The organism is Streptomyces sp. SP18BB07 (genome assembly GCF_036322545.1).
GTDB lineage: Bacteria > Actinomycetota > Actinomycetes > Streptomycetales > Streptomycetaceae > Streptomyces > Streptomyces deccanensis.
This window is the reverse complement of record NZ_JAQYWT010000218.1, coordinates 120,463-134,988: the sequence shown is the minus strand read 5'-3', so window position 1 is coordinate 134,988 and position 14,526 is coordinate 120,463. Positions and strand designations below refer to the sequence as shown.

The window sequence follows — 14,526 nt, the reverse complement described above, 5'->3', positions numbered from 1 at the left end:
GCCCCTCACTCATGTCCTGCCGTCGACGTCAGCCGCCGAACTCCTGCAGACCCTTCAGGGCCTGGTCCAGCAGAGCCTGGCGGCCGTCGAGCTCGCGCTGGAGCTTGTCGGCCTTGGCGTTGTTGCCCTGGGCGCGGGCGGCCTCGATCTGGGCCGTCAGCTTGTCCACGGCGGCCTGCAGCTGCCCCGTGAGACCGGCGGCACGGGCACGGGCCTCCGGGTTCGTCCGGCGCCACTCCGCTTCCTCGGCCTCCTGGATGGCCCGCTCGACGGCGTGCATCCGGCCCTCGACCTTCGGACGGGCGTCACGCGGCACATGGCCGATGGCCTCCCACCGCTCGTTGACCGAACGGAAGGCGGCACGGGCGGCCTTCAGATCCGTCACCGGCAGGATCTTCTCCGCCTCCCCGGCCAGCTCCTCCTTGAGCTTGAGGTTCTCCGTCTGCTCCGCGTCACGCTCGGCGAACACCGAGCTGCGGGCGGCGAAGAAGACGTCCTGGGCGCCGCGGAAGCGGTTCCACAGGTCGTCCTCGTGCTCACGCTGGGCGCGGCCTGCGGCCTTCCAGTCGGCCATCAGCTCGCGGTAGCGCGCCGCCGTCGGACCCCAGTCCGTCGAGTTCGACAGCGCCTCGGCCTCCGCGACCAGCCTCTCCTTGGTCTTGCGGGCGTCCTCGCGCTGCGCGTCGAGCTGCGCGAAGTGGGCCTTGCGACGCTTGGAGAACGCCGAGCGGGCGTGCGAGAAGCGGTGCCAGAGCTCGTCGTCGGACTTCCGGTCCAGCCGCGGCAGACCCTTCCAGGTGTCCACCAGCGCCCGCAGCCGCTCACCGGCGGACCGCCACTGGTCGGACTGGGCCAGCTCCTCCGCCTCGGCGACCAGCGCCTCCTTGGCGTGCCGCGCCTCGTCGGACTGCTTGGCCCGCTGCTGCTTGCGCTCCTCGCGCCGAGCCTCGACGGTCTCGACGAGCTTGTCCAGCCGCACCTTCAGCGCGTCCAGGTCACCGACAGCGTGGTGCGCGTCCACCTGCTCGCGAATGTGATCGATCGCGGCCTGGGCGTCCTTCGCCGACAGGTCGGTGGTCCTGACGCGCTTCTCGAGGAGGCCGATCTCGACAACCAGGCCTTCGTACTTGCGCTCGAAGTAGGCCAGCGCCTCCTCGGGGGAGCCCGCCTGCCAGGAACCGACGACCTGCTCGCCGTCGGCCGTACGCACGTACACGGTCCCCGTCTCGTCGACGCGGCCCCACGGGTCGCTGCTCACAGCGCCTCCTCCACATGATGCCTGCAAGGGGCCTCAGCGCCCCCGGGCATCGTCCACAGTTTCGTCACGGCCAACATAGGCGACCGGCGGGTTGCCTGTCCGCATCCCGCGCGACCGAAATTTCGCTGTTGGCGGTCAGGACTTCTTGACAGTCGCCTTGTTGATGACCACGGTCGCGTTGGGTGCCGTGTTGCCGGTCTGGGGGTCCGGGGCCTGGGCTCCCGCGTCGCCGATCTTCTTCAGAACCTTCATGCCGTCCTTGGAGACCGTGCCGAACGGTGTGTAGTTGGCCGGCAACGGGCTGTCCTGGAAGACCAGGAAGAACTGGCTGCCGCCGCTGTTCTTGCCCTCGCCCGTCTGCGCGTTGAACTGGTTCGCCATCGCGACCGTGCCCGCCGGGTACACATCGCCCTTCAGACGCGGGTCCTTCAGGTTCTCGTCCGGGATCGTGTAGCCGGGACCACCCATGCCGGTGCCCTGCGGGTCACCGCACTGCAGGACGTAGATGCCCTCGGTGGTGAGGCGGTGGCACTTCGTGTGGTCCAGGTATCCCTTGTTCACAAGGAAGTTGAACGAGTTGACGGTACGCGGCGCCTTCGCCGCGTCCATCGCTATGTCGATGGCACCGCAGGTCGTCTGCAGATCCATCGTGTACTTCGCCGTCTTGTCGATGGTGAGCGCGGGTTCCTTCTTGAAGGTGAGTTCCTCCACCTTGCCCGCGGCCGGCTTCTCGCACGGGTCCGGCGCCTTGCTCGGCGAGGCGCTCGGGCTCCCCTCCGCGCTCACGTTGTCCTTCTTGTCGTCGCCCTTGAGGACGTCGGTCGTGTAGAGCGCCACACTGCCCACCAGGATCACACCGAGCACCGAAGCGATCGACGCGTTGCGGACTCGTGCCTTGCGTCGCGCGGACGTGCGCCGCTGCTGCTGCCGCAAGAACTTCTCCCGGGCGAGCTGACGCCGCCGCTGATCCTGGCTGACCACGGGGTTCTCTCCTCATGCGTCTCGTACGTCGACGGCTCCGTCGCGCGTCCGTCGAGTGGACTGATTGCGTGTGACCCGTACCGTATATGGGTTCGCTGAGGAAACGGCAGCGCCGGTAGGCTCTGATCCACAGCAACCCACCCTCGTACGCCACAAGAAGGACGATCGTGCTCATTGCCGGGTTCCCTGCCGGGGCCTGGGGGACCAACTGTTACCTGGTCGCCCCCGCCGCCGGTGAGGAGTGCGTGATCATCGACCCGGGCCACCAGGCCACCCAGGGAGTCGAGGAGACGCTGAAGAAGCATCGGCTCAAGCCCGTCGCCGTCGTCCTCACCCACGGCCACATCGACCACGTGGCCTCGGTCGTCCCGGTGTGCGGCGCGCACGACGTACCGGCGTGGATCCACCCCGAGGACCGGTACATGATGAGCGACCCCGAGAAGGCGCTCGGCCGTTCCATCGGCATGCCGCTCATGGGCGAGCTGACCGTGGGGGAGCCCGGTGACGTCAAGGAGCTGACCGACGGCGCGAAGCTGGAGCTGGCCGGTCTGGAGCTGGCCGTCTCGCACGCGCCCGGCCATACCAAGGGGTCGGTGACCTTCCGGATGCCCGAGAACACGGAGATCCCCTCCGTGTTCTTCTCCGGGGATCTGTTGTTCGCCGGCTCCATCGGACGCACCGACCTGCCCGGCGGCGACATGGCCGAGATGCTCGACTCGCTGGCCCGCGTGTGCCTGCCGCTCGACGACTCGACCGTGGTGCTGTCCGGCCACGGCCCCCAGACGACCATCGGCCAGGAGCGCGCCACCAACCCGTATCTGCGGCAGGTGGCCGCCGGCGGCCAGGGAGCGGGTCCGACGACCCCTCCCCGACGAGGAATGTGACGAGAGACCTTCCGTGAGCACCTTTCAGGCCCCCAAGGGCACGTACGACCTGCTGCCCCCGGACAGCGCCAAGTACCTGGCCGTCCGCGAGGCCATCGCCGCGCCGCTGCGCGACTCCGGCTACGGCTACATCGAGACGCCCGGCTTCGAGAGCGTCGAACTGTTCGCGCGCGGTGTCGGTGAGTCCACCGACATCGTGACCAAGGAGATGTACGCCTTCGAGACCAAGGGCGGCGACCGGCTCGCCCTTCGCCCCGAGGGCACCGCATCCGTCCTGCGCGCCGCCCTGGAGGCCAACCTCCACAAGGTCGGCAACCTCCCGGTCAAGCTCTGGTACTCCGGCTCGTACTACCGCTACGAGCGCCCCCAGAAGGGCCGCTACCGCCACTTCTCCCAGGTGGGCGCCGAGGCGATCGGCGCCGAGGACCCGGCCCTGGACGCCGAGTTGATCATCCTGGCCGACCAGGCGTACCGCTCGCTGGGCCTCAGGAACTTCCGCATCCTGCTCAACAGCCTCGGCGACAAGGAGTGCCGTCCCGTCTACCGCGCGGCGCTCCAGGAGTTCCTGCGCGGCCTCGACCTCGACGAGGACACGCTCCGCCGCGCGGAGATCAACCCGCTGCGGGTGCTGGACGACAAGCGCGAGTCCGTGCAGAAGCAACTCGGTGACGCCCCGCTGCTGCGCGACTACCTCTGCGACGCCTGCAAGGCGTACCACGAGGAGGTGCGCGAGCTGATCACGGCGGCGGGCGTCTCCTTCGAGGACGACCCGAAGCTCGTGCGCGGCCTGGACTACTACACCCGGACCACCTTCGAGTTCGTCCACGACGGCCTCGGCTCGCAGTCCGCGGTGGGCGGCGGCGGCCGCTACGACGGCCTCTCCGAGATGATCGGCGGCCCCGCGCTGCCCTCGGTCGGCTGGGCGCTCGGCGTCGACCGCACGGTTCTCGCCCTGGAGGCGGAGGGAGTCGAGCTCGAACTCCCCGCCGCCACCAGCGTGTTCGCCGTCCCGCTCGGCGACGAGGCCCGCCGCCTGCTGTTCGCCAAGGTCACCGAACTGCGCAAGGTCGGCATCGCGGCCGACTTCGCCTACGGCGGCAAGGGCCTGAAGGGCGCGATGAAGAACGCCAACCGCAGCGGCGCGCGGTACACGATCGTGGCCGGCGAACGCGACCTCGCCGAGGGCGTCGTCCAGCTCAAGGACATGGAGTCCGGGGAGCAGACCGCCGTCGGCGTGAACGAGATCGTGGCCGAGCTGGAGGCCCGGCTGGGCTGAGTTCGAACCGTTGTCGCCCTCGTCGTCCTTTACGGGCGGTGGGGGCGACTTTTACGTCCAGTGAACGGTCCGCGCGCGAGGGTGTACGGCACAATGACCGTGCCCCAGCGGCCCCTTCGACGCTATGGAATCGACGGAATCGACGTGATGAGCAAGACGACAGTCAGGGACGTCTCGACCACCGACCGGGAACACACCGAGGCCCCGCGCACGGTGGGCGGAAGCCGGGCCCTCGCGATCCTGCTGCTGATCACCGGCGCGGCCGGACTGCTCGCCTCCTGGGTCATCACGCTCGACAAGTTCAAGCTGCTGGAGGACCCGAACTTCACCCCCGGGTGCAGCCTCAACCCGGTGGTCTCCTGCGGCAACATCATGAAGAGCGACCAGGCCTCCGTCTTCGGGTTCCCCAACCCGATGCTCGGCCTCGTCGCGTACGGCATGGTCATCTGCGTCGGCATGAGCCTGCTGGCCCGGGCCACCTTCCCCCGCTGGTACTGGCTCACCTTCAACGCCGGCACGCTCTTCGGAGTCGGCTTCGTGACCTGGCTCCAGTACCAGTCCCTCTACGCCATCAACTCGCTCTGCCTGTGGTGCTGCCTCGCCTGGGTCGCCACCATCCTGATGTTCTGGTACGTCACCTCCTCCAACATCCGCAACGGCTTCCTGCCCGCGCCGAGCTGGCTCAAGAACTTCTTCGGCGAGTTCACCTGGGTCCTGCCCGTGATGCACATCGGCATCATCGGCATGCTGATCCTGACCCGCTGGTGGGACTTCTGGACCAGCTGACGGGTTCCCCGTCGAGCGACAGGGCGGCTCCGGCCGGGACTGTCAGTGGGGTGACATAGGGTTTTCGTGTGGAGCCCGATCTGTTCACCGCCGCCGCCGAAGAACGCCAGGAGAAGGACCCGGCCGCCAGCCCCCTGGCCGTACGGATGCGTCCGCGCACCCTGGACGAGGTCGTGGGCCAGCAGCATCTGCTGAAGCCCGGCTCCCCCCTGCGCAGACTGGTCGGCGAGTCCGGCGGCGGCCCGGCCGGCCCCTCCTCGGTGATCCTCTGGGGCCCGCCCGGCACCGGCAAGACCACCCTCGCGTACGTCGTCTCCAAGGCCACCAACAAGCGGTTCGTGGAGCTCTCCGCGATCACCGCCGGGGTCAAGGAGGTCCGCGCGGTCATCGAGGGCGCCCGCCGCGCCACCGGCGGCTTCGGCAAGGAGACCGTCCTCTTCCTCGACGAGATCCACCGCTTCAGCAAGGCCCAGCAGGACTCCCTCCTCCCGGCCGTCGAGAACCGCTGGGTCACCCTGATCGCGGCGACCACGGAGAACCCGTACTTCTCGGTGATCTCCCCCCTCCTGTCCCGCTCCCTCCTCCTCACCCTCGAACCGCTCACCGACGACGACCTCAGCGGCCTGCTGAAACGCGCGCTGGGCGACGAGCGCGGCCTCAAGGGCGCGCTCACCCTGCCCGAGGACACCGAGGCGCACCTCCTGCGGATCGCCGGCGGCGACGCCCGCCGCGCCCTGACCGCCCTGGAGGCCGCGGCCGGCGCCGCCCTAGACAAGGGGGAGCGGGAGATCGCGCTCCAGACGCTGGAAGAGACCGTCGACCGCGCCGCCGTGAAGTACGACCGCGACGGCGACCAGCACTACGACGTGGCCAGCGCCCTCATCAAGTCGATCCGCGGCTCGGACGTGGACGCGGCGCTGCACTACCTGGCCCGGATGATCGAGGCCGGTGAGGACCCCCGGTTCATCGCCCGCCGCCTGATGATCTCCGCGAGCGAGGACATCGGCCTCGCCGACCCGAACGCCCTGCCGATAGCCGTGGCCGCCGCCCAGGCCGTCGCCATGATCGGCTTCCCGGAGGCCGCACTCACCCTCAGCCACGCCACGATCGCCCTGGCCCTGGCCCCCAAGTCGAACGCGGCGACGACGGCCATCGGCGCCGCCATGGAGGACGTACGCAAGGGTCACGCGGGACCCGTGCCGACGCACCTGAGAGACGGGCACTACAAGGGCGCGGCCAAGCTCGGTCACGCGCAGGGATACGTCTACCCGCACGACCTGCCCGAAGGCATCGCGGCCCAGCAGTACGCCCCGGAGGAGCTCAGGGACCGGGAGTACTACACCCCCACCCGGCACGGCGCCGAGGCCCGGTACGCGGACGCGGTGGAATGGACCCGCCAGCACCTCGGTCGTAAGCGGACCTGAGCAGCCTGTAGAATGCCTCGAAGTGCTGTGTCCCGTGCAGTCAGAACGGGACGGTCAGCCGGAACCCCTCAGGGGGTTCCAGGAGCGTCGCGCACCGTTCGAATGGTGTCGCGGGCAGCCCACCACCATCCGTCGTACGACGGGACCGGTCGGTGGGCCACTCGCGTGCTGCACGTATGTGCCCAGACCAGGGGAGCGGCTGCCCATCGGGTCCCTCGCGGGTCCGGCGGGTTTCCCCGGCTGCGGATGCGACCTCCCTCAACCCTGACAAGCCGAACACCCAGAAATGAGAGATCGTGGCGAACCAGTCCCGCCCCAAGGTCAAGAAGTCGCGTGCCCTCGGCATCGCGCTGACCCCGAAGGCCGTCAAGTACTTCGAGGCCCGCCCCTACCCGCCGGGTGAGCACGGCCGCGGCCGCAAGCAGAACTCGGACTACAAGGTCCGTCTGCTCGAGAAGCAGCGTCTGCGCGCGCAGTACGACGTGTCCGAGCGTCAGCTCGTCCGCGCCTACGAGCGTGCCTCCAAGGTCCAGGGCAAGACCGGTGAGGCCCTGATCATCGAGCTCGAGCGCCGTCTCGACGCGCTGGTCCTGCGTTCGGGCATCGCCCGCACGATCTACCAGGCCCGCCAGATGGTCGTCCACGGCCACATCGAGGTCAACGGCCACAAGGTCGACAAGCCGTCCTTCCGCGTCAAGCCGGACGACGTCGTCATGGTCCGTGAGCGCAGCCGTCAGAAGCCGCTGTTCGAGGTCGCCCGCGAGGGTGGCTTCGCCGCCGACGGCGAGACCCCGCGCTACCTCCAGGTGAACCTGAAGGCCCTGGCCTTCCGCCTGGACCGCGACCCGAACCGCAAGGAGATCCCGGTCATCTGCGACGAGCAGCTCGTCGTCGAGTACTACGCCCGTTGATCCTCTTTCGACGGACGTAGGACCTACGCACCGAGCGTCAGCCCGTCGTTCCCCCGCCTTCCGAGGCGGGCGGGACGGCGGGCTGACGCCTTGGTGCGGTAGGCATTAATGCGGTACTGAGCGATCGCTGCGGCGCGATAGGCTCGGGACACGACTTTTCGACGTTCAGGCATGTTCCAGGGAGCGGGTGCAGACAGTGTCCGGTGGAGAGGTGGCCGGGATCCTGGTGGCCGTCTTCTGGGCGATCCTGGTCTCCTTCCTCGCCGTCGCTCTGGCGAGGCTGGCCCAGACGCTCAAGGCGACCACCAAGCTCGTCGCGGACGTGACCGACCAGGCCGTCCCGCTCCTGGCCGACGCCTCCACGGCGGTGCGTTCCGCGCAGACCCAGATCGACCGGGTCGACGCGATCGCCTCCGACGTCCAGGAGGTCACGTCGAACGCCTCCGCGTTGTCGACCACCGTCGCCTCCACCTTCGGCGGCCCCCTGGTCAAGGTCTCCGCCTTCGGTTACGGCGTGCGCCGGGCCCTCGGCGGCCGCAAGGAGGACGCGCCCGCCAAGGAGTCCAAGCGCACCGTGATCGTGGGCCGCACGGTCTCTCGGCGCAACACCCGAGGCAAGAAGGACTGAGAGTCAGCGATGTTCCGCCGTACCTTCTGGTTCACCACGGGCGTCGCCGCCGGTGTGTGGGCCACCACCAAGGTCAACCGCAAGCTGAAGCAGCTGACCCCCGAGAGCCTCGCCAGAACCGCGGGGAACAAGGCGATCGAGGCAGGTCACCGCATCAAGGACCGCGCGGTCGGCTTCGCGCTCGACGTCCGGGACAACATGGCCGTGCGGGAGGCCGAGTTGGGCGACGCCCTCGGCATCAACGAGAACCCGGAACTCCCCGCCCCCCGGCGGTACGCCGCCATCGAGAACCGCAACAACCCGAAGTACGTCGAGGGCTCGACGTACCAGACGTACTCGTACAACCGGAATGAGGACCACTGATGGAGTCGGCCGAGATTCGTCGCCGCTGGTTGAGCTTCTTCGAGGAGCGCGGTCACACCGTTGTCCCTTCGGCGTCGCTCATCGCGGACGACCCGACTCTGCTCCTGGTCAACGCGGGCATGGTCCCCTTCAAGCCGTACTTCCTGGGTGAGGTCAAGCCCTCCTTCGCCCGCGCCACCAGCGTGCAGAAGTGCGTCCGCACGCCGGACATCGAAGAGGTCGGCAAGACCACCCGACACGGCACGTTCTTCCAGATGTGCGGCAACTTCTCCTTCGGCGACTACTTCAAGGAAGGCGCCATCCAGCACGCCTGGGAGCTGCTCACCAGCCCCCAGGACAAGGGCGGTTACGGCCTGGAGCCGGAGAAGCTCTGGATCACCGTCTACAAGGACGACGACGAGGCCGAGCGCATCTGGCACGAGCAGATCGGCGTGCCCAAGGAGCGCATCCAGCGCCTCGGCAAGAAGGACAACTACTGGTCCATGGGCGTCCCCGGCCCGTGCGGCCCGTGTTCCGAGATCAACTACGACCGCGGCCCCGAGTTCGGCGTCGAGGGCGGCCCGGCCGTCAACGACGAGCGGTACGTGGAGATCTGGAACCTGGTCTTCATGCAGTACGAGCGCGGCGAGGGCACCTCCAAGGAGGACTTCGAGATCCTCGGCGAGCTGCCCAGCAAGAACATCGACACCGGCCTCGGCCTGGAACGCCTCGCCATGATTCTGCAGGGCGTGCAGAACATGTACGAGATCGACACCTCCATGGCCGTGATCGACAAGGCCACCGAGCTGACCGGCGTCCGCTACGGCGACGCCCACGAGTCCGACGTCTCCCTGCGCGTGGTCACCGACCACATCCGCACCGCCGTGATGCTCATCGGCGACGGCGTCACCCCCGGCAACGAGGGCCGCGGCTACGTCCTGCGCCGCATCATGCGCCGCGCCATCCGCAACATGCGCCTCCTCGGCGCCACCGGCCCGGTCGTCAAGGACCTCATCGAGGTCGTCATCGGCATGATGGGCCAGCAGTACCCCGAGCTGATCACCGACCGCGAGCGCATCGAGAAGGTCGCCCTCGCCGAGGAGAACGCCTTCCTCAAGACGCTGAAGGCCGGCACCAACATCCTCGACACCGCCGTCACGGAGACCAAGGCCACCGGCGGCCAGGTCCTCGCCGGCGACAAGGCCTTCCTGCTCCACGACACCTGGGGCTTCCCGATCGACCTCACCCTGGAGATGGCCGCCGAACAGGGCCTCTCCGTGGACGAGGACGGCTTCCGCCGCCTGATGAAGGAGCAGCGGGACCGCGCCAAGGCCGACGCCCGCTCCAAGAAGACCGGGCACGCCGACCTCGGCGCCTACCGCGAGATCGCCGACACCGCCGGCGAGACCGAGTTCATCGGCTACTCGGACACCGAGGGCGAGTCCACGGTCGTCGGCATCCTCGTCGACGGTCTGTCCTCGCCCGCCGCCACCGAGGGCGACGAGGTCGAGATCGTCCTCGACCGCACCCCGTTCTACGCCGAGGGCGGCGGTCAGATCGGTGACACCGGCCGGATCAAGGTCGACTCCGGTGCCGTCATCGAGATCCGCGACTGCCAGAAGCCGGTCCCGGGTGTGTACGTCCACAAGGGCGTCGTCCAGGTCGGCGAGGTGACCGTCGGCGCCAAGGCCCAGGCCTCCATCGACGGCCGTCGCCGTACGGCCATCGCCCGTGCCCACTCGGCCACCCACCTCACCCACCAGGCCCTGCGCGACGCCCTCGGCCCCACGGCCGCCCAGGCCGGTTCCGAGAACCAGCCCGGCCGCTTCCGCTTCGACTTCGGCTCCCCGTCCGCCGTTCCGACGGCCGTGATGACCGACGTCGAGCAGAAGATCAACGAGGTGCTCGCCCGCGACCTGGACGTGCACGCCGAGGTCATGGGCATCGACGAGGCCAAGAAGCAGGGCGCCATCGCCGAGTTCGGCGAGAAGTACGGCGAGCGCGTCCGCGTCGTCACCATCGGCGACTTCTCCAAGGAGCTGTGCGGCGGCACGCACGTCCACAACACCTCGCAGCTCGGCCTGGTGAAGCTCCTCGGCGAGTCCTCGATCGGCTCCGGTGTGCGCCGTATCGAAGCCCTCGTCGGCGTCGACGCCTACAACTTCCTCGCCCGGGAGCACACGGTCGTCGCCCAGCTCCAGGAACTGATCAAGGGCCGTCCGGAGGAGCTTCCGGAGAAGGTTTCGGCCATGCTCGGCAAGCTCAAGGACGCCGAGAAGGAGATCGAGAAGTTCCGCGCGGAGAAGGTGCTGCAGGCCGCCGGCGGTCTCGCCGAGTCCGCCAAGGACGTTTCCGGCGTCGCTCTCGTGACCGGTCAGGTCCCGGACGGCACCACCGCCGACGACCTCCGCAAGCTGGTCCTCGACGTGCGCGGACGCATCCAGGGCGGCCGGGCCGTCGTGGTCGCCCTCTTCACCGTCGTGAACGGCAAGCCGCTCACGGTCATCGCCACCAACGAGGCCGCCCGCGAGCGCGGTCTCAAGGCCGGCGACCTGGTCCGTACGGCCGCCAAGACCCTCGGCGGCGGCGGTGGCGGCAAGCCGGACGTCGCCCAGGGCGGTGGCCAGAACCCGGCCGCTGTCGGCGAGGCCGTGGACGCGGTCGAGCGCCTGGTCGCCGAGACGGCCAAGTGAGCACCACGGATCACAGGAGCGAAGGCGACGGTCCGGCCATGCGCCGTGGCCGTCGCCTCGCGATCGATGTGGGGGACGCCCGTATCGGGGTCGCCTCGTGCGATCCCGACGGGATCCTCGCCACCCCGGTCGAGACGGTTCCCGGCCGTGATGTCCCGGCAGCTCAGCGGCGATTGAGACAGCTGGTCGACGAATACGTACCTATCGAAGTAATCGTCGGGCTGCCACGCTCTCTGAAAGGCGGAGAGGGTCCGGCGGCAGTCAAGGTACGGGGCTTCGCCCAGGAGTTGGCTCGCATGATCGCGCCCGTTCCGGTCAGACTCATCGACGAGAGGATGACCACGGTGACGGCCGGTCAAGGACTGCGTGCCTCAGGTGTGAAATCCAAAAAGGGCAGGTCGGTCATCGACCAGGCAGCGGCCGTGATCATCCTGCAACAGGCGTTGGAATCCGAACGGATGTCAGGCAAAGCTCCGGGCGAGGGCGTCGAAGTGGTCATCTGATCGCGATACGGTAACGTTCCGCGCGATGCGGTGGCCTTCGAACAGCCACCGCACAAAAAGAGGCGGGGACGACAGCCGAGCCACAGGCCCCGCGTGACCGCCGCCTCGCGGCTCTAGGGGATCGATGACTGAGTATGGCCGGGGCCCAGGCTCCGAACCGTGGCATCCGGACGACCCGTTGTACGGGGACGGCGGATGGGACGGACAGCAGGCCCAGGGGGGCCCGCAGTCCGCCTACGGCGGCCAGCCGCAGCAGCACTACCCGGAGCAGCAGCAGTACCAGCAGCCCTACGGCCACGACCACGGCAACGGCGGCTGGGGCAACGGACACCAGGACGCCTACGCCCAGCAGCAGTACCAGCAGGAGTACGGCGACCCGGGGCAGCAGTACGCCGGCCAACAGCAGTACCCCGAACCTGGTCAGCAGCAGTACGACCAGGCCAACGGCGGCTGGAACAACGGAACACACCAGCACCAGCAGGGCACTTACGCCGGCGACCCGAACGACCCCTACGGGGGGCAGCAGCAGGCGATGGCCTACGGAGGCGGGGGCCAGCAGGACTTCTACGGCACGCCCGACGCGTATCCGCCGCCGGAGCCGCCCACTCGCCGTCGCGCGGACACCACGCCCGCGCCCGCTCCGGAGCCCGAGGCCGAGAAGCCGTCGGCCGCCGAGCGGACCGACTGGGACCCCGGGCCCGATCAGGGTGAGCACGCGTTCTTCGCCGGTGGCGCCGATGACGAGGATGACGACGAGTCGGAGGGGCGCGCCGGCCGCGGCGACCGGAAGGGCCGCGGCGGCAAGGGCAAGAAGCCGGGCAAGGGCGGCAAGAAGCGCCGCAGCGGGTGCGCCTGCCTTGTGGTCGTCATGGTCTTCGGCGGCGGCTTCGCCGGTGTCAGCTATTTCGGCTACCAGTTCTTCCAGAGCCGCTTCGGCGACGCCCCTGATTACTCGGGCAACGGCACGAACGAGACCGTCACGATTACGGTCGAAAAGGGCGAGTTCGGGTCGGACATCGGGCAGAAGTTGAAGACGGCCGGGGTCGTCAAGAGCGTGGACGCCTTTACGGCCGCGCTGGCGAAGAACCCCAAGGGCATTCAGGCCGGAGTTTATCTCCTCAAGAAGGAGATGTCCGCTGAAAGCGCTATCGCCTTGATGCTCGATCCGAAGAGCCAGAATAACTTCACTGTCATCGAAGGCGAGCGGAACAACGCGGTATACGCCAAGATCGACAAGGAACTCGGGCTCAAGAAGGGCACGACCGAGGATGTCGCCGAGAAGAAGTGGGATTCTCTCGGTCTCCCGGACTGGGCGAACGACAACGACGACATCAAGGATCCGCTGGAAGGATTCCTCTACCCGTCCACCTATCCGGTGGCCGAGGGTATGAAGCCCGAGGCTGTCCTGAAGGAAATGGTCGCGCTCGCGAAGGCGAAGTACGAGCAGTTCGATCTGGAGGGCAAGGCCAAGGGGCTGAAGCTCGAAGACCCCCTTGAAGTGCTCACTGTCGCGAGCCTCGTGCAGGCGGAGGGAAACAACAAGAAGGACTACAAGAAGATCGCGCGGGTCGTCTACAACAGGCTCAAGCCGAACAACGCGGAGACGGCCGGTCTGCTCGACTTCGACTCGACGGTCAATTACCTGCGTGGTGAATCCAAGTTGGCGACCGGATCGGTCGACTCGCTGCGACAGATCGATGACCCGTACAATACGTACAAGGTTTATGGATTGCCGCCCGGTCCGATCGGAAATCCCGGCGACGAGGCGATCGATGGAGCTCTCAAGCCGGCCAAGGGCGACTGGTACTACTTCGTGTCGATCAGCAAGGACGAGACGCTGTTCGCCGTCACCAACGAAGAGCACAACAAGAACCGCCGGAAGTACCAGGAAGCGCAGAACGCACAATGAGCCGCACCGCCAGCAAGAACCGCGCAGCCGTACTCGGTTCGCCCATCGCCCACTCGCTCTCCCCGGTGCTGCACCGGGCCGCGTACGCCGAACTCGGGCTCACCGACTGGTCGTACGACCGTTTTGAGGTGGACGAGGAGGCGTTGTCCGGGTTCGTCGAGCAGCTCGGGCCGGAGTGGGCGGGGCTCTCGCTGACCATGCCGCTCAAGCGGGCGGTGATCCCGTTGCTGGACGAGATCAGCGAGACGGCGACCTCCGTCGAGGCGGTCAACACGCTGGTGTTCACCGAGGACGGACGTCGCGTCGGTGACAACACCGACATCCCCGGGATGGTCGCGGCCCTGCGGGAGCGCGGCATCGAACAGGTGGAGTCGGCTGCCATCCTCGGCGCGGGCGCCACGGCGTCCTCCGCGCTCGCCGCGCTCGCCCGGATCTGCACCGGTGAGGTCGTGGCGTACGTGCGGAGCGAGGCCCGGGCCGCCGAGATGCGGCAGTGGGGCGAGCGGCTGGACGTCGAGGTGCGCACGGCGGACTGGGCGGAGGCCGAGCGCGGGCTGAGCGCTCCCCTCGTCATCGCCACGACACCGGCCGGGGCGACGGACGCGCTGTCCGGTGCCGTGCCGGAGCGGCCGACGACGCTGTTCGACGTGCTGTACCACCCGTGGCCGACGGAACTCGCCGCGCGCTGGTCGGCCTACGGCGGTGCCGTCGTCAGCGGGCTCGACCTGCTCGTCCACCAGGCGGTGCTGCAGGTCGAGCAGATGACCGGGTGCAAGACGGCTCCGGTGGCCGCGATGCGGACGGCGGGGGAGCGGGCGCTGGCCGAGCGCGGCTGAGGGGGCGGGCGTCCCGCGTGTGCCGATCCTGTGAAGCCCTTGTACCGAGGGGTAACCAGCGGCGATCATCACCGGGCGGCCCGGCGACGCAGGCG

Annotated in this window: 13 protein-coding genes; 11 read left to right on the top strand and 2 right to left on the bottom strand. The window is 68.6% G+C overall.

Features of this window, described 5'->3' with window-relative positions; translation table 11 throughout:
• Positions 1-28: 28 nt before the first annotated feature.
• Entirely contained in the window at positions 29-1,258 is a 1,230-nt protein-coding gene (locus tag PUR53_RS04725; protein ID WP_329901423.1) for a DUF349 domain-containing protein, read from the bottom strand.
• Between the two features lie 135 nt (positions 1,259-1,393).
• Positions 1,394-2,239 (bottom strand): peptidylprolyl isomerase, encoded by an 846-nt coding sequence (locus PUR53_RS04720; protein WP_329901422.1) that lies wholly within the window; start codon positions 2,237-2,239, stop codon positions 1,394-1,396.
• A gap of 167 nt (positions 2,240-2,406) precedes the next feature.
• Between PUR53_RS04720 and PUR53_RS04715 the strand changes: the two genes are divergently transcribed.
• The 11 genes from PUR53_RS04715 to PUR53_RS04665 all read left to right on the top strand — a co-directional run bounded on the left by PUR53_RS04715 (position 2,407) and on the right by PUR53_RS04665 (position 14,431).
• The gene (locus PUR53_RS04715; RefSeq protein WP_329901421.1) at positions 2,407-3,123 is read left to right on the top strand and encodes an MBL fold metallo-hydrolase; all 717 of its coding nucleotides are present in this window, start codon (positions 2,407-2,409) and stop codon (positions 3,121-3,123) included.
• 13 nt (positions 3,124-3,136) lie between these two features.
• Positions 3,137-4,399 (top strand): histidine--tRNA ligase, encoded by a 1,263-nt coding sequence (gene hisS / locus PUR53_RS04710; RefSeq protein WP_329907450.1) that lies wholly within the window; start codon positions 3,137-3,139, stop codon positions 4,397-4,399.
• Between the two features lie 147 nt (positions 4,400-4,546).
• Positions 4,547-5,185, top strand: coding sequence for a vitamin K epoxide reductase family protein (locus PUR53_RS04705; RefSeq protein WP_329907449.1), 639 nt, complete (start codon positions 4,547-4,549; stop codon positions 5,183-5,185).
• A gap of 68 nt (positions 5,186-5,253) precedes the next feature.
• Positions 5,254-6,609: a replication-associated recombination protein A gene (locus PUR53_RS04700; protein WP_329907448.1), complete on the top strand. Its 1,356-nt coding sequence runs from the start codon at positions 5,254-5,256 to the stop codon at positions 6,607-6,609.
• Positions 6,610-6,905: 296 nt separating this feature from the next.
• Complete coding sequence (rpsD, locus tag PUR53_RS04695; RefSeq protein WP_033532580.1) at positions 6,906-7,520, top strand: 30S ribosomal protein S4; 615 nt, start codon at positions 6,906-6,908, stop codon at positions 7,518-7,520.
• Between the two features lie 196 nt (positions 7,521-7,716).
• A complete protein-coding gene (locus PUR53_RS04690) occupies positions 7,717-8,148 on the top strand; it encodes a DUF948 domain-containing protein (protein ID WP_329907462.1) in 432 nt (143 codons plus the stop codon).
• Between the two features lie 9 nt (positions 8,149-8,157).
• A complete protein-coding gene (locus PUR53_RS04685; protein WP_239752443.1) occupies positions 8,158-8,511 on the top strand; it encodes a hypothetical protein in 354 nt (117 codons plus the stop codon).
• Complete coding sequence (alaS, locus tag PUR53_RS04680; protein ID WP_329907447.1) at positions 8,511-11,183, top strand: alanine--tRNA ligase; 2,673 nt, start codon at positions 8,511-8,513, stop codon at positions 11,181-11,183. The genes PUR53_RS04685 and alaS overlap by 1 nt, the downstream gene beginning before the upstream one ends.
• Positions 11,184-11,221: 38 nt before the next feature.
• Positions 11,222-11,686, top strand: coding sequence for a Holliday junction resolvase RuvX (ruvX, locus tag PUR53_RS04675; RefSeq protein ID WP_093789435.1), 465 nt, complete (start codon positions 11,222-11,224; stop codon positions 11,684-11,686).
• Between the two features lie 124 nt (positions 11,687-11,810).
• Entirely contained in the window at positions 11,811-13,595 is a 1,785-nt protein-coding gene (gene mltG / locus PUR53_RS04670; protein ID WP_329907446.1) for an endolytic transglycosylase MltG, read from the top strand.
• A complete protein-coding gene (locus PUR53_RS04665) occupies positions 13,592-14,431 on the top strand; it encodes a shikimate dehydrogenase (RefSeq protein WP_329907445.1) in 840 nt (279 codons plus the stop codon). The genes mltG and PUR53_RS04665 overlap by 4 nt, the downstream gene beginning before the upstream one ends.
• The last annotated feature ends 95 nt before the right edge of the window (positions 14,432-14,526 follow it).